Source organism: Pseudomonas sp. FYR_7, assembly GCF_043106155.1.
In the GTDB taxonomy this organism is placed as follows: domain Bacteria; phylum Pseudomonadota; class Gammaproteobacteria; order Pseudomonadales; family Pseudomonadaceae; genus Aquipseudomonas; species Aquipseudomonas parafulva_B.
Window position 1 is genome coordinate 26361 of the sequence record NZ_JBICMI010000049.1, and the last position, 21112, is coordinate 47472.

At 56.5% G+C, this 21112-nt stretch carries 18 protein-coding genes; 8 read left to right on the forward strand and 10 right to left on the reverse strand.

What is annotated here, in order from left to right; genetic code table 11:
- Positions 1–227 precede the first annotated feature (227 nt).
- Genes rfbB through rfbC form a run of 4 tightly spaced genes read left to right on the forward strand, consistent with a single transcriptional unit; the run spans position 228 to position 3668 of the window.
- Positions 228–1319 (forward strand): dTDP-glucose 4,6-dehydratase, encoded by a 1092-nt coding sequence (gene rfbB, locus ACF8R3_RS11775; RefSeq protein WP_392515640.1) that lies wholly within the window; start codon positions 228–230, stop codon positions 1317–1319.
- A 5-nt stretch (positions 1320–1324) separates the two neighbouring features.
- Positions 1325–2224, forward strand: a complete 900-nt coding sequence (gene rfbD / locus ACF8R3_RS11780; protein WP_392515641.1) for a dTDP-4-dehydrorhamnose reductase — start codon at positions 1325–1327, stop codon at positions 2222–2224.
- Positions 2225–2238: 14 nt separating this feature from the next.
- Positions 2239–3120: a glucose-1-phosphate thymidylyltransferase RfbA gene (gene rfbA, locus ACF8R3_RS11785; protein ID WP_392515642.1), complete on the forward strand. Its 882-nt coding sequence runs from the start codon at positions 2239–2241 to the stop codon at positions 3118–3120.
- The gene (gene rfbC, locus ACF8R3_RS11790; RefSeq protein WP_392515643.1) at positions 3120–3668 is read left to right on the forward strand and encodes a dTDP-4-dehydrorhamnose 3,5-epimerase; all 549 of its coding nucleotides are present in this window, start codon (positions 3120–3122) and stop codon (positions 3666–3668) included. Before rfbA ends, rfbC begins: the two co-directional genes overlap by 1 nt.
- Before the next feature lie 33 nt (positions 3669–3701).
- Here the strand turns inward: rfbC and ACF8R3_RS11795 are convergent, their stop codons facing one another.
- The gene (locus tag ACF8R3_RS11795) at positions 3702–4634 is read right to left on the reverse strand and encodes an SIS domain-containing protein (RefSeq protein WP_392515644.1); all 933 of its coding nucleotides are present in this window, start codon (positions 4632–4634) and stop codon (positions 3702–3704) included.
- A 242-nt stretch (positions 4635–4876) separates the two neighbouring features.
- Between ACF8R3_RS11795 and ACF8R3_RS11800 the strand changes: the two genes are divergently transcribed.
- Positions 4877–5080: a DUF3077 domain-containing protein gene (locus tag ACF8R3_RS11800; RefSeq protein ID WP_392515645.1), complete on the forward strand. Its 204-nt coding sequence runs from the start codon at positions 4877–4879 to the stop codon at positions 5078–5080.
- 171 nt (positions 5081–5251) lie between these two features.
- Here ACF8R3_RS11800 and kdsA read toward each other — a convergent pair whose 3' ends face one another.
- Entirely contained in the window at positions 5252–6094 is an 843-nt protein-coding gene (gene kdsA, locus ACF8R3_RS11805; protein WP_392515646.1) for a 3-deoxy-8-phosphooctulonate synthase, read from the reverse strand.
- A 618-nt stretch (positions 6095–6712) separates the two neighbouring features.
- On the opposite strand from kdsA, the gene ACF8R3_RS11810 reads away from it, so the two are divergent.
- The 3 genes from ACF8R3_RS11810 to ACF8R3_RS11820 all read left to right on the forward strand — a co-directional run bounded on the left by ACF8R3_RS11810 (position 6713) and on the right by ACF8R3_RS11820 (position 8595).
- Positions 6713–6955: a hypothetical protein gene (locus ACF8R3_RS11810; protein ID WP_392515647.1), complete on the forward strand. Its 243-nt coding sequence runs from the start codon at positions 6713–6715 to the stop codon at positions 6953–6955.
- A 90-nt stretch (positions 6956–7045) separates the two neighbouring features.
- Positions 7046–7309, forward strand: a complete 264-nt coding sequence (locus tag ACF8R3_RS11815; protein WP_392515648.1) for a DUF3077 domain-containing protein — start codon at positions 7046–7048, stop codon at positions 7307–7309.
- 341 nt (positions 7310–7650) lie between these two features.
- On the forward strand, positions 7651–8595 hold the full coding sequence (locus ACF8R3_RS11820) for an NAD-dependent epimerase/dehydratase family protein (RefSeq protein WP_392475490.1): 945 nt from the start codon (positions 7651–7653) through the stop codon (positions 8593–8595).
- A gap of 42 nt (positions 8596–8637) precedes the next feature.
- Here the strand turns inward: ACF8R3_RS11820 and ACF8R3_RS11825 are convergent, their stop codons facing one another.
- The 8 genes from ACF8R3_RS11825 to ACF8R3_RS11860 form a co-directional block, all read right to left on the reverse strand.
- Entirely contained in the window at positions 8638–10257 is a 1620-nt protein-coding gene (locus ACF8R3_RS11825) for a glycosyltransferase family 4 protein (protein ID WP_392515649.1), read from the reverse strand.
- On the reverse strand, positions 10254–13139 hold the full coding sequence (locus ACF8R3_RS11830; RefSeq protein ID WP_392475492.1) for a glycosyltransferase family 4 protein: 2886 nt from the start codon (positions 13137–13139) through the stop codon (positions 10254–10256). The genes ACF8R3_RS11825 and ACF8R3_RS11830 overlap by 4 nt, the downstream gene beginning before the upstream one ends.
- A gap of 18 nt (positions 13140–13157) precedes the next feature.
- Complete coding sequence (locus ACF8R3_RS11835) at positions 13158–14231, reverse strand: methyltransferase domain-containing protein (RefSeq protein ID WP_392515650.1); 1074 nt, start codon at positions 14229–14231, stop codon at positions 13158–13160.
- A 491-nt stretch (positions 14232–14722) separates the two neighbouring features.
- Positions 14723–15931 carry an ABC transporter ATP-binding protein gene (locus ACF8R3_RS11840; RefSeq protein WP_392475494.1) on the reverse strand — a complete coding sequence of 403 codons (1209 nt, stop codon included), beginning with the start codon at positions 15929–15931 and terminating at the stop codon, positions 14723–14725.
- A 1-nt stretch (position 15932) separates the two neighbouring features.
- Positions 15933–16733, reverse strand: a complete 801-nt coding sequence (locus ACF8R3_RS11845) for an ABC transporter permease (protein WP_144967191.1) — start codon at positions 16731–16733, stop codon at positions 15933–15935.
- 108 nt (positions 16734–16841) lie between these two features.
- Positions 16842–18038, reverse strand: coding sequence for a glycosyltransferase family 4 protein (locus ACF8R3_RS11850; RefSeq protein WP_392475495.1), 1197 nt, complete (start codon positions 18036–18038; stop codon positions 16842–16844).
- A gap of 8 nt (positions 18039–18046) precedes the next feature.
- A complete protein-coding gene (locus tag ACF8R3_RS11855) occupies positions 18047–19408 on the reverse strand; it encodes a phosphomannomutase (RefSeq protein ID WP_392515651.1) in 1362 nt (453 codons plus the stop codon).
- Positions 19409–19531: 123 nt separating this feature from the next.
- On the reverse strand, positions 19532–20974 hold the full coding sequence (locus ACF8R3_RS11860; protein WP_058638473.1) for a mannose-1-phosphate guanylyltransferase/mannose-6-phosphate isomerase: 1443 nt from the start codon (positions 20972–20974) through the stop codon (positions 19532–19534).
- Positions 20975–21112 lie beyond the last annotated feature (138 nt).

Genomic DNA, 21112 nt, shown 5'->3' on the forward strand with positions numbered 1-21112 from the left:
GTTTCGACAGTCGCCGTTGGGATGGTTCGGCCGTTCTAGCGTGTACAGCCTATCGTGCTTTTTTGGAGTTGGCTGCACTGCGTTTTGATGGCCCTGGCTGGTCGCTTGCGGTATTCTCACATGCTTGAACCGAGTACACCATGTAGTGTTGCGACACTGCATAGAATCGCGGCCATCCACAGATCGCGTCGATCACAGCCCCATAGCTCACAATACAGAGTCCCGAGATGATCTTGATTACAGGCGGAGCCGGCTTCATCGGCTCAAATTTTGTATTACACTGGTGCGCTCTCAACGACGAGCCAGTCGTCAACCTAGACGCCCTAACCTATGCCGGCAACCGAGCCAATCTACAATCGCTCGAGGGCAATGATCAGCAGCGCTTCGTGCATGGCAACATTTGCGATGCAGCTTTGCTGGCAAAAATATTTTCTCAGCACCGCCCACGCGCCGTAGTGCATTTTGCTGCCGAATCGCATGTGGACCGCTCCATCACTGGTCCTGAAGCCTTCGTAGAAACCAACGTAGTAGGCACCTTCCGCTTGTTGGAAGCAGCGCGCGCACACTGGAATACCCTTCAAGGCGCCGATAAAGCGGCGTTCCGTTTCTTACACGTCTCCACAGACGAAGTATATGGAACCTTGGCCCCTACAGACCCAGCCTTCACGGAGAACACACCATACGCGCCGAACAGCCCCTATTCGGCAAGCAAGGCGGCCAGCGATCATCTCGTACGCTCTTACTATCACACGTACGGCATGCCGGTTCTGACCACAAACTGCTCGAACAACTACGGCCCGTTCCATTTCCCTGAAAAACTCATCCCGTTGATGATTGTCAACGCACTGGCTGGCAAATCCCTACCGGTGTACGGCGATGGGCAACAAATTCGTGACTGGCTATACGTGGAGGACCACTGCTCAGGCATACGTCGTGTGCTGGAGGCTGGCACATGTGGCGAAACGTATAACATCGGTGGTTGGAACGAAAAGGCCAACATCGATATTGTGAAGATTGTCTGCGCGTTGCTTGATGAAATGGCACCAGCATCAGCTCGGCAAGTCATCAACCAGCAGACAGGTAAGCCGGTGGAGCAATACGCCGAGCTCATCACCTATGTTGCTGACCGGCCGGGGCACGATCGCCGTTACGCTATTGACGCCCGTAAGATTGAGCGTGAGTTGGGTTGGAGACCAGCCGAAACCTTCGACACAGGTATCCGTAAAACAGTCGCCTGGTATCTGGCCAACCAAACTTGGGTTAAAGGTGTCATAGATGGCAGCTACCGTGACTGGGTAGCGCAACAATACGGAGCGTGAAGGGTTTGAAAATTCTGCTGCTGGGTAAGAACGGTCAAGTCGGGTGGGAGCTGCAACGCGCTCTCGCTCCAATCGCCGAAGTGATTGCGTTGGATCGTTACGGGGCGGACGGCCTGTGTGGCGACTTGGCAGATCATGCTGGTCTGGCTGCTACTGTCCACAAAGTAGCCCCAGACGTAATCGTCAATGCTGCGGCTTATACAGCGGTGGACAAAGCCGAGAGTGATGAGGCATTGGCGATGATGATCAACGCCACGGCGACCGGAGTACTCGCCCGCGAGGCTGCGGCACTCGACGCTTGGCTGATCCACTATTCCACCGATTATGTGTTTGACGGTAGCGGCAAGGCACGGTGGCAAGAGAATTCGCCCACAGGCCCGCTGTCTGTCTACGGCCGCAGCAAGCTCGCAGGTGAACAGGCCATCGAGTGCAGCGGAGTCAAAGCTATAGTGCTGCGTACGAGTTGGGTATATGCTGCCCGTGGTAACAATTTTGCCAAGACCATGCTGCGATTAGCGCGCGAACGCGATGCTCTTAGCGTGGTTGCAGACCAGTTCGGTGCCCCGACAGGTGCGGAGCTGATCGCCGACGTTACCGCGCAGATTTTGCGCAAGGTAATGCACGAGCAGGATGCGAGGCAATTAGCCGGCACTTACCATTTGTGCGCAGCAGGTGAAACCAGCTGGCACGGCTTTGCCCAGTTTGTATTAGCTTACGCCTCTCGCCAAGGAGTTGCGCTTAAGGTCAGCGCTGAGCAGATCGTTGCGATCAGTACCGAAGCTTATCCAGTGCCCGCGCCTCGCCCATGCAATTCACGTCTGGCATTCGAGAAACTGGAAAGTACATTCAACCTTAAAATGCCGCCTTGGCAGCATGGCGTTCAGCGTATGTTGGACGAAATTTAGCAATAGGGACTCAAATGGCTCGTAAAGGAATTATTCTGGCTGGCGGTTCTGGCACACGTCTACACCCGGCCACACTATCTGTTTCTAAACAGTTGTTGCCAGTCTACGATAAACCGATGATCTACTACCCGCTCAGCACCCTGTTGTTAGCTGGGATTCGGGAGATACTGATCATCTCAACGCCGCAGGACACTCCACGCTTTGAGCAATTGCTGGGCGACGGCAACCAGTGGGGTATCAATCTGACCTATGCCATACAACCAAGCCCAGATGGGTTGGCCCAAGCATTTACAATCGGTGCTGACTTCATCGGTAACGATCCCTCTGCACTCGTTTTAGGGGATAACATCTTTTATGGCCACGACTTCCAGTCGTTGCTACTGAATGCGGGTAATCGCGCTGCCGGTGCTTCGGTGTTTGCCTACCACGTGCATGACCCTGAACGTTACGGCGTTGCGGAATTCGACCAGACCGGGCGTGTGCTCTCGCTAGAAGAAAAGCCCACAGCCCCTAAGTCGAGCTATGCAGTGACTGGCCTGTACTTCTACGACAATCAGGTTGTTGACCTAGCGCGTGACCTGAAACCATCCGCACGCGGCGAACTCGAAATTACCGACCTGAACAATCTTTACCTGCAGCAAGAGCAACTGCACGTCGAGATCATGGGTCGTGGTTACGCTTGGTTGGATACCGGCACACACGACAGCCTGTTGGATGCCAGCCAATACATCGCAACCATGGAACGCCGCCAAGGACTCAAAGTGGCTTGCCCGGAAGAAATCTGTTACCGCGCCGGCTGGATCAATGCCGAGCAACTTGAGCGTTTGGCTCAACCACTGCTCAAAAACGGTTACGGTCAGTACTTGAAAAACCTGCTGAAAGAGAAAGTCTTCTAATGAATGCAATCCCGTTAGCAATCCCTGAAGTTTTTCTATTCACCCCAAAAGTTTTCGGTGATGAGCGCGGCTTTTTCTACGAGAGCTTCAACGCTCGCGTTTTCAATGAAATAACCGGCCAGCAAGTTACTTTTGTTCAAGACAACCACTCCCGCTCGACTAAGGGTGTGTTGCGCGGCTTGCACTATCAATTGCCCCCCCATGCACAGGGTAAGCTCGTACGTGTGGTACAGGGTGAAGTATTTGATGTCGCGGTAGATATCCGTCGCTCTTCGGCCACATTTGGTAAATGGGTGGGCGCTGTGTTGTCCGCGCAAAACCACAATCAGTTGTGGATTCCACCAGGCTTTGCTCACGGCTTCGTCACCCTAAGCGAGACGGCAGAGTTTCTCTACAAGACAACAGATTTTTACTCACCTCAAAGCGAGCGCTGCATCGCTTGGGATGACCCGGAAATTGCAATCGAGTGGCCAATCGATTACACGCCCTCGCTCTCCGCAAAAGATTGTCTGGGCGTGTCATTGAATAAGGCAGAGCACTTCGACTGAGGTGATGACCTGTTAGCGTGGTCGGTGTAACGACTAGTCGAATATTTCGACCACGCCTACCACTGCGCCCTCCACGCTTGTTACCGCCAGAGCTCGAATTTTATTATCCAGCATGTAAGTCTCAGCCTCAGAGAGCTGCGCATTTTCAAGGATAGTATGCGGTTTCCCCGTCATGAATTGCGCCACAGTTTCTTGGGTGATGCCTGGGTTTTCCAGCAGCGCACGACGGAGGTCACCGTCAGTCACAATGCCCACCAGCTGGTCTTCTTCCAATACCACGGCCAAGCCGAGGCGGCTGCGTGTCATCACTAACAGGCAATCGTGAAAGCTGGTGGCGCGCGTCACCACTGGGGCTGGTGAATGCATTACATCCTTGACCCGGGTCAATAGCTTACGGCCAAGACTGCCCCCGGGATGGTACCGAGCAAAGTCCATAGGTTTGAATTGAATGGCTTCGATCAACGCTACTGCGAGGGCATCACCCATGGCCATCGTTGCCAGGGTCGAGGTGGTCGGCGCCAGGTTGTTAGGGCAAACCTCACGTTCGACCGATATGTCCAGCCAAATGTCAGCATGCTTCGCCAAGGTAGATTTGCCATTGCCTGTCATGGCAATAATCTTATTGCCGAATGACTTCAGGCTTGGGATGAGCTTGATCACTTCCTCGGTCTCGCCGCTGTAACTGATTAAAATCAGTACATCCACGGACTTCAACATTCCTAGGTCACCGTGGAAGGCTTCCGCTGGGTGCAGAAAGAAGCTCGGAGTGCCCGTGGAAGCGAATGTCGCGACCATTTTCTGGCCTATCAGACCTGACTTTCCCATACCGCAAACCACGGCGCGCCCTTGGCAGCTTAGCAAAATCTCCACTGCATTCTGAAACTCACCATTCAAACGATCAGCGAGTTCATTGACGGCGCGAGCCTGGGCGATGAGCGCTTGCTTGGCGATATTGAGGTGGTTCATATTCTTCCGTGAAGGATTAGGATAAGGATGAGGGTTCTGATTCTAAGGGCTTCCCTGCCCGCTGCAAAGGGTATGGCTCATATAATCAGGTTTGGCTCGCGCAAAGGCATACCCGAACAGGCCTCAGGCAAGCTGATTCATTATGCACATCAACACAGGGCGAGACTGGCGGCGATCAATCAGGAAGATCACACGATGACCGCATAAGATACTAGCTTCAACGCCGGCAAGAGCGAGTATTTATGAAGGAGTCACTCCAACCGCCGTGTTGCATTGACGCCTGCGGACCTTGCGAGAAAGCCCATACTCCAGCCTCTGAATTAGCGTGTTTCGGCACAGGGCCTGACCATCAAAGCTTGAAGGCGGAAACTCCAAGGCTGGTATGGGCTGTGTATTATCTGGATGCGTTAGCCAAGGCGCTAATAGACGGCTTTGGGCTGGCATAGGTAACTAAGGGGCTTGCCCTTACTCGCAGCCACCATCGAGGCTGTGCCGCTCAGTCCTAACCCTTTTTTAACACGCTTGCCAAGATTGGTTCTTAGCCATCGTACGGAGCTGCCCTTCTCACCGGTATGGCTAACGCCCGATGAGTCTCACTCAACAGCTCCGCCTGTGTGTCAGGCTATCGAAAGGTGTGGCAGTGATTTGACCACATCGTCCAAAGTCTTGATCTGCGTCAGGAAAGGTTCCAGCTTATCCAGTGGCAGCGCGCTTGGCCCGTCACATTTTGCTAGATCCGGATTGGGATGAGCTTCCAAAAATAAGCCGGCCAGCCCAACAGCCATACCCGCACGTGCCAAGTCGACCACCTGTTCGCGACGTCCGCCGGACGCTGCGCCCGACGGATCTCGGTTCTGTAGAGCGTGGGTGACGTCGAAGATGATCGGAAGGTTATTGCATGTGCGCTTCATCACGCCGAAACCCAGCATGTCGACCACCAGATTGTCGTAGCCCATACAGGTGCCGCGGTCGCAGAGGATCAATTGTTCGTTACCCGCTTCCTTGAACTTGTGCACGATATTCTGCACCTGGGACGGACTGAGGAACTGCGGCTTCTTGATATTGACCGGCTTGCCCGTTTTGGCCAACGCAACGACCAGATCGGTCTGACGTGCTAGGAAAGCAGGCAGTTGCAACACGTCGACCACCTCGGCGACCGGAGCGGCCTGATGGATTTCATGCACATCGGTGATGATTGGTACGCCGAATTCTGCTTTGACCTTCTCGAAAATGCGCAGACCTTCTTCCAAGCCAGGGCCGCGGTAGGAATGGATTGAGGAACGGTTGGCCTTGTCGAAGCTAGCTTTGAACACGTAGGGAATGCCAAGCTTCTCGGTAACGCGCACATATTCGGCGCAGGCGGTCAGAGCAAGTGCTTCTGACTCCAGTACGTTGATGCCGCCGAACAAGACGAAGGGCGCAGTGTTCGAGCAGTTGATGTGCTGGGTGATCTTAATCATAGGTACTCGATGAAGAAGTATATGGGCAGATAGCCCGTAATGAACCTGCAGGCGCACCACAGGCTTAGCGTGAATGAGTAAGAGACTTTACAGGCATTTTCAGTCCTAGGTCAGCGTTTCCGTAGATGGATCACACATCTGAGGGTGCAAATACTCGCCGTAGCAAAACTCTGCCGCTATCCGACGGGGCTTCCATGCCTAACGATGACCTTCGTACGGGAAAAACGGCACAGAAAGCCTAATTCTACAGCCGAAAGCACATTCGGCGCTGCTTCAGCCGAGAGGTTTTCATACAGGTGAAACAACGCCGCTGGAGCAAAAAATCAGAATGTATACCTTCCCTGTAGTCCATTTCCCAAAGATACTCTTCCTCTCTATTTCCCGTTGCGGCCAGTCTAGAAGCGACCTAGTCTCGCCCTGTCGTTAGCTATCAACGACACGGCTTTGACAGGCCGTCACGGTACATAGAGATCAGCTCGTCCTTGATGGCGGCTGTACGTGCGGGCACGCTTGCGTGCGCCGGAACTTGCTATGTCCGCCGGTCTGTCAACCCACGTACAGCTGCCACCCACTTGTTTGACAGCAAGAGGCGGCCGCACAGATCAAAGGACATACGCGATGCTTAAGATCGTCCCCGACCCACCGCACCACATCCATTCCCTTGAAAACACCCTGATCCAAGCCACGGACCACGCGCTATGCGCCGCGACCGTCGCGCATCAGGCCTTGCTGCTACAGCCCAAATCGCCGGCATCGATTCTGATCATGACGTCTCTGCACGAACTCGAGACGCTGCGGGCATTGCTGGAGTCAGCACTTGTGCACGTGCAAAAGCCGAAAGAACCTCGAGCAATGCATTGAAGCCAGCTGGCGCTGCGCCAGGCAGACCATTGCCAAGCAATGGTCGCCCACACCGCAGCACTGGCAGCCAACAATCAGGGAGATCAACCAATGACCGCACACCACACCGGCGTCACCGCCGGCAAAACCAAGTTCTATCAAGGCAAACAGCAAACAGAGCCACTGTTCTGCATCGAACCCGGCATACCGTGCGAGCACGCCCGCACTCAGGCCTCTGAATTGATGGGTTACGCACAGGAGCTGACCATCAGTGGTTTGATGGATGAAAATCCCAAGCTGCTATGGGCGGCCTATTATTTAAACGCGCTAGCCAAAACCTTGATGGATGACGCAGAAGCCGGCATGGCAGACTGAGCAAAACACCCGTGATCGCAGATCGTGTGCACTTGCAGCGGTTGAATGTTGACGTGTACGGCTAAGCCATAGCGGTCTGCGATCCATGCCTGGGCCATGCGCAGACCAGGCCTCTATTCAGTGGCAGGTCTGAGGCCAATTTTACGCTGCGTGCCCTCGTCAATATGACGTTCGACTTTTACCAGTGAGCATGCTAAACCGCCAATTTCAATGAACAAGCACACCGTTGACTATCTTCCCGCCAGACGCACCGTATGATTCTGCGATTTCCCACTTCTGCACCTGTGCGTATCATGCATCGCCTCTGTCACGCTTTTTGATCATTCATCTCGGAACTCGACATGTCTACAATTCCTAAGCCCACGGCGCCCATACTGGTAACGGGTGGCGCCGGCTTCATTGGCTCTCACTTGACTGATACCTTGCTCGCCAAAGGCTATGCAGTGCGAGTGCTTGATGACCTTTCGACGGGCAAACGCAGTAATCTTCAGCTGTCTCACCCTAACCTTGAGCTGTTGGAAGGTGACGTGGCAGACCCCAGTCTGGTTCACCAGGCCATGCAGGGCTGTGGGGCTGTAGTTCATCTGGCGGCAGTCGCCTCCGTGCAGGCCTCCGTCGAAGACCCTGTGCGCACACACCAAAGCAACTTTGTAGGCACGCTTAACGTATGCGAGGCCATGCGTTTGGCTGGTGTAAAACGCGTAGTGTTCGCTTCCAGCGCCGCTGTCTATGGCAACAACGGCGCCGGCGCGGCAATCAGCGAATGCACAGCCAAAGCACCGCTGACGCCGTATGCGTCAGATAAATTGGCCAGTGAATACTATTTTGACTTCTATCGCCGCGAGCACGGCTTGTTGCCGATTGTGTTCCGCTTCTTCAACATCTATGGCCCGCGTCAAGACCCATCGTCACCCTATTCAGGTGTCATCAGCATTTTTGCCGAGCGCGCCCAGAAAGGGCTGCCGATTACAGTGTTCGGGGATGGTGAGCAAACCCGGGACTTTTTCTTTGTCAGCGACTTGGTGCAGCTGCTTGTGCAGGGCTTGGAAACGTCGGCTGTGGTCGATGAGGCCATTAATGTGGGCTTGAACCAGGCTACGTCGTTAAACCATATCCTGGATTCGCTAAACAGGGTGCTGGATGGCTTGCCCGACATCTCCTACCAGCCGCCCCGAGCTGGCGACATACGCCATTCGCGAGCAGACAATCAGCGCTTGATCGAGCTTTTTGACGTCTGCCAAGTAACCCCACTTGACGTAGGGTTGGCGCAACTGCTGGGTCGCTGAGGGCTTGAGCTGAACAGGCTGGCAAGCCTGTTCAGCTTAGGGCTAAGCCTGGATGATGACGTTGTCAGCGGCTGGTTTGGCTGCATAGTCCAGCAGGTATTCCAACCCAAGGGCCACCTGCGCCCCACCGCGCACCAACAAAGCCGACTCGGTGTTACGCGCAACCAACAGATGCCGCTCATCGACCACCACCTGTTTACCTAAAGCGCGATACGCCTCGATCAGTTTCATCGCAGCATCTGGGTCTTGCTCGGTGGGACCTGCAATCCAGAGTACATCCGCTTGCTCAGGGCTAATCCAGTTGGCTGGGATGCAGCATGGCTGGCTGACGGGTTGCGGCCGGTTGGCAGGCACTGGGCACAGCGCCTGGAGCACGGTGTCGAACGTGCTGGCGGACGGGGCGCCGTGGCAGGCGATCAGTTGTGGCGTATCGGAACGCTTGGCACCAGGGCCCTGCAGTAACGCCTCGATACGGTCGATCTGCAAGTCGAAGGCGAAGGCCTGAATGCGTTTACGCCCGGCTTCTCCATGCGCGACCAGCATTTCGGGGTGGTCGATGTAGCGGCGCAAGCAATCTGCCAAAGCCTGTGCATCGCCATGCTCGAACAGTTGCCCGGATACCCCCTCGTCCACCAGCTCGGGTATGCCACCGATACGCGAGCCTACCACTGCCAACCCGCAAGCCATGGCTTCGGTAATGGTCACTGGCTGGTTTTCAGGGCACACCGAAGGCAGTACGAATACATGTGCCTGGGCAAACCGCTCGGCAATTCGACTGTTAGGCAGACGCCCCCAGAATTTGGCTGATACACCGGGCGCCCTGGCACTTAACTGTGCCTTGTATGCCTCAAGCATGTGCCCATCACCAACCATATCGACGTGTACGCGCTCTGCCGGCAGCAGTGCCAGCGCTTCGAGCAGAGTGGGTACGCCTTTGTGGCCACCCATGTACCCAGTAAAAAGCACGTTAAGCTTCTTGCCTGGGGCGGGTGGTGAAGTCGTGCTGAAGCGTTCGAGTTCAATGCCATTGGCAATCACGTTCATGCGCTCAGCAGGCAGGCCATTGGCAATGTAGGTGTCAGCAAGGTAGCGGCTTGGCGAAATGAAATGATCGACTGCATCCAACTGCCAGCGCAGGTAGTCCTGACGCATACGCTGCGGCAGGCGCAACGCACCGTTGTAGATGTGCGAATGGCATTTGTGGCATTGGGTGCTGTCGTGGCAAAGCACGTCCTGTGTGGTGATCCGGGTGCTGTTCATGCAGAAGCCCCAGTGATCGTGCAGGGTCAATGCAATGCGGATGCCGCGTGCTCGGGCCAACTGCAGGATACCCAACGACAGGCCAGCCATGTGGTGCGCATGAATTACATCAGGCTGCCATTTGTCCACGAGCTGTCGGAAAATGCGCTCCACTCCAGGGTGTGCGACGTTGTTACCGGTCGGCGCGAAGTCAAGGTAGGTCAACGACACGCGTGTCACCGGCATGCCATCGAACACTTCCTCTTCGATTGGATAGCCTGGCAACCCGCGACTGTTGTCCCCCGCCAGCACCCTCACCTCATGCCCACGCGCGCACAGCGCTCTGGCTTGATGGTGGGCAATAATTTCAGCCCCTCCGATAACATGCGGCGGGAAAAAATTGGAGATGACGAGGACCTTCATTGCTCAGGCCCTTGTACCGACAGCGGGTACTGGTAGGCGTTAAAGCCCGGCAGATGAAGAGCAGGTTCCGAAGGCAGGCCAATTTTTTGCACCTGCTCGCTTGTGACTGCACCTGCTAGCAACAGAAGGCCTGTGGTTTGTCCGGATAGCAAAGGGGCCAAGCTTTGAATAGATACGTCGCAATTCGCGTGCTCTGCCGATAAGACGACCAGGTCGACAGCGACCTCGTTGTCCTGCAGTTCACTGCTCAACAACGGAAGGACGACGTTTACAGGAGCATCGATTCGACTTACTGCGCCATTGCGAACGATATCGCCTGTGGACGCATCATCCACCACTTGCCACGTACGCAGAGCCTGATCCCCGATCAGCTCGGCTACCCATGGGGCATGCTCACCCAGCAGCAGCGCACATTGTGGTTGCTGGTGGCGCAACAGACAGGCCAGGGCCAGTTGACCTGGATCATCCACCAGCTGCAGTTCGGGATTGATCAGCAGATGTTGCCACTGACGCGGCAAAGGCTTGGCGAGCGAACGCGACGAATGGCCGGCCAGTTGGCGCAACAGCGCCCGTGCGTAGCTGCGCCAGGTAAGAATCGGCCTGCTGACGGCTTCGCTGGCAAGCTGCAGGTAGGCCTGCGGTTCATTGGCAAGTGCGTAAATTTGCGCAGCCAGGGCATCGGGGTCTTTCATGTCCACCGTGCGGCAACCACCTTCGGCTGCCAGTTCGGCCATTACACCGCCGTTATGGCAGATGCAGGGACGGGCATGCCACAGCGACTCGACGATAGGCATGCCATAGCCTTCAACGAGCGAGGCATACACACTGACATGAGCTTTGGCGTAATAGTCATTGAGCGTGGCATCATCGACTACACCATGCCAGACGATACGCGGGTCCATTGCGCTGGCTGCCCGAACACTGTCAACGATGTAGTCGGCGCCAGCATAACGATTACCGATCAGGTCCAGTTGCCAGTCCAGTTGAGGGTAGTCGCGGGCCAGACGTGAGACTGCCTCAAGAAGCACTTTATGGTTCTTGCGGGGTTCGAGAGTCGATACGCAGAGAATACGCAGAGCTTCACCGGAGCGCGGAGCATCAGCCGGCGTTGTAGCGCGGGCCGATGCGGTCAACTCCCCGGGAATCCAGCAAGTCTTGACGCGAGCATGCGGCGTGATTTCTTCACGGGCCCAGAAAGCTTGCAGTTGCTTGCCTGCATCCGGCGAGATCGGTAGTACTCGATCTACCTCTGCCAGACCACGCATGTAGGCTGCATGATTGTCACGGATGACAGTATCGGCAACCCATTCAGGGTGTGTAACCGGGATCGCGTCGTAGAAAATCGCGGCAACGTTCAACCCAAGTTGTCGTGCAGCAGCACGGCGCGCCGGCCCCTGTCGTTCAAAGACAATCTCGCTTTGCAGCAACCAGCCACCGCTTAGTGCTCGCGCGCCCAGACTGGAAAGGGTTTGCCGGCGGCTCTGCGTGGACCGTGGCAAAACGTAATGCGCCGGGTGAGGTTGAGGCCCGCCGTACAACGCCAGGTTCTGGTACTCGCCTTCGGTGGGCAGTACATAATCGCGCAGCGTTTCATCCCACGTAACGAATAGCGGTTCGCCTAGATCCTGCAGTTTGCGGGTAAGGCTTCGCACAACTCGGGCGACCCCAGTATTGGCGGTGTCGCGCAGGCATGCGCTGGTATCGATGATCAGCTTGGGCGCCGGAAGCTCTCTTACTGGCTTCAAGGTTGCAAGGAGGTCGGCATAAGCCTTGATGGTGCGCTTCCAGGTAAAGGTCTGCTGGAAGGTATCGAGATTGGCCTGCCACTGAGCATCTGCCAATAATTCACCCGCAAGCACACGCAGTGCCTTGTCGCTCATTTCCTGCTCATCGGTGCAAAGCTGATTTCGATCAGCCACGACTTCGGGATGGGCACCGATATTCAGCACGAGTACTGGCTTGCGTAATTGCTGCATTTCCGCAAGCGGGAGATTGAAGCCTTCCCATCGGGATACACTCAGGCCCAACTGCGCGCTGGCCATCAACGCGTTGAGTTCGCTATCGCTTGGGTGGCCTAGAGGGACTATGTGGCCCGCTAAATCCGCTGGCAAATTCAATTCGTCGGCAGTGGCCAGGACGCAGATGCGCGCATTGGGGTGCTCGACGATAATCCGCCGGGCTATAGGATAGAGCCCTTCACTGTTTTTGTAGTTGCCCGTTTCCCATCGGCCCAAGTTAATGATCGTGGGCCCGTCGGCCACACGCTCTGCCGTTGAATCACCGTGCAACTGATGACCATGCTGCCAAAGCCCTTGGTCGACGCCGCCATTCAGGTGGTCAGCACCGAGGTGAATCATGGCAATTTCTACATCAGGCCCGGCATCGGGCAAACTCTGGCTGCGGGCTATGAAATGGCTGATAGGCGTGACGACCTGAGCTTCAGGAAGGTATTCGCGACGCTGGGCACGCAAACGCTCCTGAACATGTCGCGCTGGCCCTTGCATGTCTTCGTAGGGAACACCGCCGCAGTCAAGTGCTACGGTTGGAACGCCCCATTGCCGGAACACCGCGATGGACGAATAGAACGGCCAGCCGCCGATCAGCGCTACTGTACCCGACGGCTCTGTACCTACGGGTACAAACAGCTTTCGGTGGTCTTGCAGCCATTGGGATGTGATGAAATCGAGTTCGGTATAGGCGCCCAGGTGCTCCGGCGGCGTATGAACACGGTCGGTGATGCGGCGCAATACATCGTGATTAGCACGGTGTGCGATGAATGTTATGTCCCATCCCGCTGCCTTGAGGCCTTGTGCCAACAACAGCAATACTCGATCAACGCCAAACCGAAAAAGCAGGCGCTCATTGCAGATAATCAAATGCATGGAATCAACTCAACCTGTTCAGGGCGCATAACCAATGGCAGCGTAGTCTTGCGGGCCGAAAAGCAAGCGGTTTAAGGGGACGTTGATCGCCTCATCGGTACCTTGCAGTAAAAGCGACGGGTCCCCCGGATGCCTTGGATCGATCTCGACGCGCTCAAAACCTCGTGCTTTAAGCAGGAAGGCGACCAATGCCGGTGGCAACGGATTGCGGTGCGTGGGGTCGACGTAGAAGTTGCAGGCGCCGGTGATCAGGTTTTCAGGGTTGGGTGTCTCAAAAATCACCACGCCGCCTGGGCATACCACACGACGCGCTTCATCGATCAGCCGTACCAACACGCCCAAAGGTAGGTGTTCAATGATATGGAAGGCAGTCAAGCCCCCGAGGCTATTGGCAGGGAGAGCGGCTAGATACTGCAGCGCATCACCCATGTGAACTTCAAGCCCCGCCTGCTTGCAACTCTCGATCATGGCAGTGTTGGAGTCGACGCCAATAGCTCGAATGCCCTCCTCCTTGAGAAGTTGCAACCACTCGCCACGACCGCAACCCAAGTCCAGTACTGGCAGCGAAGGTTGTTCCGGGTCGAATTGGAAGTAATCGAGATTGCGCTTCAGGCGTTCGCGCACCAGCTCGGGCGACCCGCGGAAACTTGCTTCAAACTCCAGGTAGAGATCGGCCGGCATGCCGATGTCCTCTACAGGTGCCTGGACGGTTCCTACCGCTCGCTCAACAGCGGGACGCGCCGCCTGAAGCCCCGCAATGGTCAGCGCCTGCTCACGGAGCACGTGCTCCAAGCGGCGCATGCGTTCAATCAGGTACTGCTCGTTCTGCTGAATGGCCAGGCCATGGGTATACAGGCTCTGGTTCGTCTGGTTCTGAACCTGTACGCCAATGTTGCGCAGGCGTGCCTGACCGTCAGCAATATGCCACTCCAATGCGCTCAGCCGTTGGGGCAACTCGCCCAAGACAGCAAGCTGCTGCCGCAAGCGCAGTACACCTGGTATCCGTACGGCAACAGCATGTGCCAGGGTGAGCGACACATTTTTGAGGGTGGCGCCGCCTGGCCGCTGCCGTGCGCGGGTGAGGAAGTTCATGATCCGCGGATGGCTGAGCAAGCGACCGACCACCGGCAACTGCCTCAGACGGCGATATAGACTAGGCGGTGGTGTTTGAGCAGGTGGTGCATCGTCGGGTACAGAAGCAGCCACCGCTTCGGCTGGCGCGGGTGCTTCATGCCTGGGCGGGAGGAAGCCTTCCAGGTCAAGCAGTTCGAACGTATGCACCAGATCGTTGGGCACGTCACTGGGGCGCTGTGCGGCCTCGGCGCTGGCGGTTACCCGCTCGTACTCCCTAAGGGTCACCTCAGCTTCAATGGTCTTTTGCAGTTTTTTGAGATCGATAGTCATTATTTGGGTTCAAAACTGGTTGAGTGGCCAGCGTATGGCACTTGATGAGTACGCTACGGGAACACCATGGGTGGTCATTCTACGCAGGTCGTCTTGCCAGCGTCGAGCAAGCCCCCATAGGCCAATAACAGCTGAAAACCGTCGCTGATTTAAAAACGCGCTGCACGGTATGCTGCACCCTAGTCGAGCTTGAATTCTGCTTGGAGGGCGCAGACGCCCGCAAAGTGCTTGTAGCTGCTGTTTCCAATGACGTTGAACACAACCGCCTTGTCCCACCAGTCAAAGTTGTCCTCAATGTGGTCGGCACCGCCATGCAGCGCCAAGGTCAAGCTATAGCTGCCCGGCCCTACATTGAAGGCAGGAATTGTGACGGTCACGGTCTGCTCTATGCCAGCCTCGACACCCAGGTCTCGCAGCTCTCCCCGTAGCCAGGTATTGGTACCGAAGATGTCATAGCCTGTACGGTCTTTGAACATGAAACCCAAGGACAGATCGTAGATGGGCTCGTTTGCCCGGATCTTGAGGGTCAATGTCAGAGGCGCGCCTACATCCAGCATGGTTGCAGCACGGCCATCACTGCTGAGCGTTAGCTCCTCAATTCGTGCCTTCCCGTTACCTGAGCGCCCCGCATAAGGTGCATTGACCGCCTGCGCCTGCAAGGAGCCTTCTTCCTTGCGCGCGATGAGTGCATTGTAATAGTCGAGCACTTCATCAGGGCGTCCGTCCATGAGCATCTTGTGGTCACCCAACAAGATGGCGCGATCGCACAAGCTTTTGATAGCACCCGGATCATGGGACACGAAAAGCAACGTTGTTCCCTGTTCTCTGAACTCACGAATACGCGCGAACGATTTGTGCTGGAAGTACGCATCGCCAACCGCCAGTGCCTCGTCAACGATCAGCACCTCTGGGCGAACTGCCGTTGCCACGCTGAACGCAAGACGCACGAACATCCCTGAAGAATAGGTGCGCACGGGCATGTCAAAGTAGTGCCCAATTTCAGCGAACGCTTCGATCTCTGGCATCAGTGCGACAATTTCTGCGCGCTCGAGCCCCTGCATACGCCCGGCTAGTGCCACGTTCTGACGGCCAGTGAACTCTGGGTGAAAACCCATGCCCAGCTCCAATAGCGCCGCGATGCGTCCGGTGGTTGAGATCGAACCCTCAGTGGGCATGGCGGTGCCGGTGATCATCTTGAGCAGCGTACTTTTGCCAGCACCGTTAACGCCGATAATGCCTACGGACTCGCCTTGACCTACATTGAAGCTGACGTTCCGGATGATCCAGTTCTGGTCACGCTTACAAAAGCCCAACCACGTACCAAGCGCGTGCCAGCGGCCTTTGAGTTTCGGGTAGGCCTTGCCTACATTGCTTACTTGAATTGTCATATCAGATCTGATCCAGGAGGTCGTTGTAGCTGCGCTGATACAAGACAACAGCAAGGACAAGGACGATGACGGCAAAGACGAACGGGTAGCCCAGCTGGGCCAAGCCTACAGGTTCGCCCAGCAACGCTTTCTGAGCGGTGAGCACCGTCGGAAACACCGGGTTCCACGAGAGCACAGACTGGGTATGTTCCGACAGGATACTCAAGGGATACACGATTGGCGTTGCCCAGAACAACGCCTGAAAAAAGACGTCACTCAGTTGGCCGATATCCCGGAAGAATACGTTCAGGGTCGCCAGTAAAGCCCCTACGGCAATCCCCAGCAAAACGGTAGTCGCCAGCACGGCAAGCAACACCCAGGCGGTGGACATGATCGGGAAGCCAGAAAACAGCATGAACAAGACGACCAGAACCAACAGTATGAAGCTGTTGAGGGCTGCCGTGGCAATCACGGGAATGAAGAGAATGAACTTGGGGAAGCTGGACTTCTTGATCAAGTTTGCATGTTCGAGGAACACGCCCTTGCCTCGCTGAACCAGCTCCAGCAGCAAGTTCCACGTAATCAGGCCGGCGCAGAGATAAATACTGTAGGCGTATTGATGTTCAATCCCAGGCATACGGGCTTGCATCAAACGCGAAAAAATCACGGTATAGATGAAGACCATGAATATCGGCGGGACGACCAACCATAACGCGCCGAATGTGGAGCCTGCGTAACGACTCTTGATTTCACGCAGCGTGATCGCGAATATTAACCCTCGGTAGCGCAGAACGTCTCTCACCAAAAACAGCGGCGTTTTCATATTACTTGGCTCACAGTAGTCATAAGGTTTCCTGTCAATAAGGCTCCAAAAGCCCGTGGGTAATGCCCTACCCAATAGAAAAAAAACAATGTGGTCTTTGCTTGTCGGTCAAGATCCAACCGCACGGTAGACCTCCAACGTCTCCGAGGCGCAGCGCCTCCAGGAAAAATCGGCAGCTCGGCGCAGGCCGCTCTCAGCCAAGGTGGCGCGGTCAATGGGGTTGCTCAAGAGATGGTTCAGCTTTTCACTCATCTGCTCAATAGCACCCGCCTGCACCAGCAGAGCACTTCCTGCGGTGAACTCTGCCATTGAGGTGCCTGTAGTACATATCACCGGCACCCCACTTTGCATCGCTTCCAAGACTGGCAAGCCAAAGCCTTCATACACTGAGGGATAGGCAAAGACTGCCGTACCTGCATAGAGCGCTGGCAAATCTGAGCTAGGTACAAACGACAGCTGGCGCACACCATGGCTTGCCTCAAGCGCTTTGATACGATTGCCAAGCGCCTGATTGTGCCACCCAGGTGCACCAGCAAGTACCAGTGGGTACTCGGCACGAATGGCAATGGGCAGCCCACACCAGGCCTCTACCAGCGTATCTACACCCTTGCGTGGCTCGAGTGTTCCCACAAACAGTACATAGCGGCCGTGGTGCAGACCATAACGCTGCAAGGTCGCCTGGGTGAGATCTGCTGTTCTCGGCCGGTAAGCCTCGGATGCTCCCAGATACACCGTTCGGATCTTATTACCTTGTATGCCGAAGTCACCCATCAGCTCGTCTCGAATCACATTTGAGTCGGTAATCAGGTAATCGGCGCGCTTGAGCGTCTCAGGTAATTTAGAGGTCAGCCACTCCACCCGTTTACGCGGATGGAACTGCGGGTAATGCAGGAAGGAAAGATCGTGGATAGTCGCTACGCAAGGACCTGCGTGGGGCTTGAGGATGAAGTTCGGCTCATGATAAAGGTAGTTCCGGCGCTCGCCCGCACGCACGTAGCGGCGAGCATTAAGCAGCATCTCTCTGGCCCTAGACGTGAACGTCCACCGCTTCAGAATGCTCCGCACCTGGGCTTCGAGTAGTTTAGGGACACTTTGCCCGGGGGCGCCCACCGAGGGCGTTGCGTAGCGCTCACTGTCAGCAGCACAACGCATCAACGCATGCTCAGCGGTGGAGAAATTTGCACCTTGGAAGCACTCGGCATCCACCCCTTCCATCGTCAGGAACTGCTCCAGAAGATTAAAGGTGTAGTTGCCGATTCCTGTCAGTGGCGGGACTAGGGATTCTGTATTGAGCAGCAGCTTCATCTGGCTATTCAGCCCCTGATCAAACGCGCAATCTCATTGACGCGATGCTCGATCAATGGATGGTCACCCCGGCTTTCCACGTTCAGGCGCAGCAGGGGCTCGGTGTTGGAGCCGCGCAGGCTGAAACGCCAGTCGGCGAAGGCCACGCTGATGCCGTCGGTGCGGTCGACGCTGGGGTTTTGCGGCAGGTAGTGGTTCAGGATCTTGTCGATGGTGCCTTTCACATCGGCCACTTCGTAGTTGATCTCGCCGCTGCACGGGAACTTGGCGATACGCTCGTCCACCAGCTGGGCCAGGGTCTTGCCGGTCACGCTCATCAGCTCGGCCACCAGCAGCCACGGGATGTTGCCGCTGTCGCAGTAGGCAAAGTCGCGGAAGTAGTGGTGGGCGCTCATTTCGCCGCCGTATACGGCGTCTTCGGCGCGCATGCGCTCCTTGATGAAGGCATGGCCGGTCTTGCTCTGGATGGCCACGCCACCGGCTGCTTCTACCTGTTCGATGGTGTTCCAGGTCAGGCGCGGGTCGTGGATGATCTTGCTGCCAGGGTGCTTGGCCAGCAGCATCTCGGCCAGCAGGCCGACCACGTAGTAGCCCTCGATGAAGCGGCCCTGGTTGTCGAAGAAGAAGCAGCGGTCGAAGTCGCCGTCGAAGGCAATGCCCATGTCGGCACCGGTGTCGAGCACGGCCTGACGGGTCAGGTCGCGGTTTTCTGGCAGCAGCGGGTTGGGGATGCCGTTGGGGAAGTTGCCGTCCGGCTCGCCGTTGATCAGGGTGATGTCCAGGGGCAGGCGTGCCTTGAGCAGCTCGATCACCGGGCCTACAGCGCCGTTACCGGGGTCGGCCAGCACCTTGAGCGGCTTGAGGGTGTCGAGGTTGACGTAGGTGAGCAGGTGGTCGATATAGGCGGTCTTGTCCAACACCTCGCGCACCTGGCCCGGCTGAGCGGCAGGCTCACTCAGGCTGCCGGCTTCGACGCGCTGGCGGATGTCGTTCAGGCCCGTGTCGCCGCTGATCGGGCGCGACTGCTCGCGCACCAGCTTCATGCCGTTGTAACCCTTGGGGTTATGGCTGGCGGTGATCATCACGCCGCCGTCGGCCTGGTGGTGGCTGGTGGCAAAGTACACTTCTTCAGTACCGCACAGGCCGATGTCGATCACGTCGGCGCCGCCTTCGGTCAGGCCTTTGATCAGCGCCAGCGACAAACCGGGGCTTTCCAGGCGCATGTCACGACCAACGACGAAGACCTTGCCGTTCAATTCCAGCACTAGCGCTCGACCGATGCGGTAGGCAATATCGTCGTTCAGTTGAGAAGGAACCTGGCCTCGAATGTCATAGGCCTTGAAGCATTGGGTCTGGATGGGATCGAACATTGTCTTCCAACTCAAGTGCCGAGGCCACCCTTGGGTGGCCACCGGTGAAGAATGAAACGCGAGCCGTCCCCGCGCCGTTGCGAGCCCGTATGGCAACAAAGATCGGCGCAGGTTCAGTGACAGCTAGTTAGTGCAGCGGCCGTAATTGTCTTCGAAGCGGACAATATCGTCTTCGCCCAGGTAGTCACCGCTCTGGACTTCGATCAGCACCAGATCGATGACACCAGGGTTTTTCAGGCGGTGCTTATGGCCAGCACGGATGAACGTGGATTCATTGGTGTTGAGCATCAGCTCTTGGTTGTCGTTGACCACGACGGCCATGCCACTGACCACGATCCAGTGCTCACTGCGGTGGTGATGCATTTGCAATGACAGGGATGCCCCTGGCTTGACGACGATACGCTTGATCTTGAAACGCTCACCGTTTTCCAACGTGGTGTAGGTGCCCCACGGACGGTGTACCGTCTGGTGCAGGAGATGAGCCGTATGGGATTGTGCCTTGAGCTGCCCGACGATGTGCTTGACGTCCTGGGCGTGATCCTTGTGAGCGACCAGCACCGCATCGGGTGTATCGATGACCAGCAGATCCTTTACACCAACCAACGCCGTCAGACGACCTTCGCTGTTGACGTAGTTATTGCTAGCGCCATGAGCGAGGACTTCGCCTTCGAAACGGTTGCCGTCCTGGTCGACCGAGGTCAGTTCGCTGACCGCATTCCAGGAGCCGATGTCGTTCCAGCCGATGTCGCACGGTACTGTCGCCACCTTGCTGGAGCGCTCCATCAGCGCATAGTCGATGGAGATGTCCGGGGCCTTGGCAAACTGCTCAGTGTCCAGCGTGAGCCAACTGTCGGCACCGCTGGTGGCCAGGCGCGAGGCTGCCAGTGTTTGCTGAGCCACTTCCAGCACCTCTGGCGCGTGCTGGTGCAGCTCGGCCAGTACGGTACCAACCCGGAAGCAGAACATGCCCGAGTTCCAGAAATAGTTACCGGCGGCGATATAGCCTTCGGCCGTTTTCAGGTCGGGTTTTTCGACGAAGCGGGCGACGGTGAGGCCGCCGGACTCACCACAGCTGTGGGAGGCCTCGATGTAGCCAAACCCTGTTTCAGGGTATTGAGGCTGAATACCGAACGTCACCAGCCAGCCCTCGGCGGCCAGCTGTTGTGCGGTGGCAACCGCGCGGGCAAATGCCTGCTCGTCCTGGATCAGATGGTCTGCGGCCAGCACCAGCATCTGTGCGTCGTCACCTTGGGCCTTCTGCAGCTGCAGCGCAGCCATGGCAACAGCGGCTGCCGTGTTACGGCCGAAAGGCTCCAGAATGTAGCTTTGCGCATGGCCGCTCTGGTTGACCGTGCGGTATTCGTCTTCAGTCTTGAACAACAGTTCACGGTTGGTGACCGTCATCACTTGGGAAACTCCTGGCAGCCGCGAGGCGCGCAGGAAGGTTTTTTGAATGAGGTTCTGACCACCAGGCAGCGTCATGAATGGCTTGGGGTGCGCTTCTCGCGACACGGGCCATAGCCGGCTGCCGACGCCACCTGAAAGAATTACTGGGACCAGGTCCATATATCTAATCCTTAACTGCCACGGTCATGGCATCTGACAATTTACTGAACAAGCTTGATTCATCACGACGATAACCACGCTTAATGTTTTGCATGCTCTGCTATTAACGGAGCGCATCAGCCAGCACTAGTCCATATG

Coding starts and splice junctions, on each gene's coding strand:
- ACF8R3_RS11830 (WP_392475492.1), bottom strand. CDS start 13,139: ATGCATTTGATTATCTGCAATGAGCGCCTGCTTTTTCGGTTTGGCGTT.
- ACF8R3_RS11820 (WP_392475490.1), top strand. CDS start 7,651: ATGTCTACAATTCCTAAGCCCACGGCGCCCATACTGGTAACGGGTGGC.
- ACF8R3_RS11825 (WP_392515649.1), bottom strand. CDS start 10,257: ATGAAGGTCCTCGTCATCTCCAATTTTTTCCCGCCGCATGTTATCGGA.
- ACF8R3_RS11855 (WP_392515651.1), bottom strand. CDS start 19,408: ATGTTCGATCCCATCCAGACCCAATGCTTCAAGGCCTATGACATTCGA.
- ACF8R3_RS11795 (WP_392515644.1), bottom strand. CDS start 4,634: ATGAACCACCTCAATATCGCCAAGCAAGCGCTCATCGCCCAGGCTCGC.
- kdsA (WP_392515646.1), bottom strand. CDS start 6,094: ATGATTAAGATCACCCAGCACATCAACTGCTCGAACACTGCGCCCTTC.
- ACF8R3_RS11815 (WP_392515648.1), top strand. CDS start 7,046: ATGACCGCACACCACACCGGCGTCACCGCCGGCAAAACCAAGTTCTAT.
- ACF8R3_RS11845 (WP_144967191.1), bottom strand. CDS start 16,733: ATGAAAACGCCGCTGTTTTTGGTGAGAGACGTTCTGCGCTACCGAGGG.
- ACF8R3_RS11835 (WP_392515650.1), bottom strand. CDS start 14,231: ATGAACTTCCTCACCCGCGCACGGCAGCGGCCAGGCGGCGCCACCCTC.
- ACF8R3_RS11840 (WP_392475494.1), bottom strand. CDS start 15,931: ATGACAATTCAAGTAAGCAATGTAGGCAAGGCCTACCCGAAACTCAAA.
- rfbC (WP_392515643.1), top strand. CDS start 3,120: ATGAATGCAATCCCGTTAGCAATCCCTGAAGTTTTTCTATTCACCCCA.
- ACF8R3_RS11800 (WP_392515645.1), top strand. CDS start 4,877: ATGAAGGAGTCACTCCAACCGCCGTGTTGCATTGACGCCTGCGGACCT.
- rfbB (WP_392515640.1), top strand. CDS start 228: ATGATCTTGATTACAGGCGGAGCCGGCTTCATCGGCTCAAATTTTGTA.
- ACF8R3_RS11810 (WP_392515647.1), top strand. CDS start 6,713: ATGCTTAAGATCGTCCCCGACCCACCGCACCACATCCATTCCCTTGAA.
- ACF8R3_RS11850 (WP_392475495.1), bottom strand. CDS start 18,038: ATGAAGCTGCTGCTCAATACAGAATCCCTAGTCCCGCCACTGACAGGA.
- rfbA (WP_392515642.1), top strand. CDS start 2,239: ATGGCTCGTAAAGGAATTATTCTGGCTGGCGGTTCTGGCACACGTCTA.
- ACF8R3_RS11860 (WP_058638473.1), bottom strand. CDS start 20,974: ATGGACCTGGTCCCAGTAATTCTTTCAGGTGGCGTCGGCAGCCGGCTA.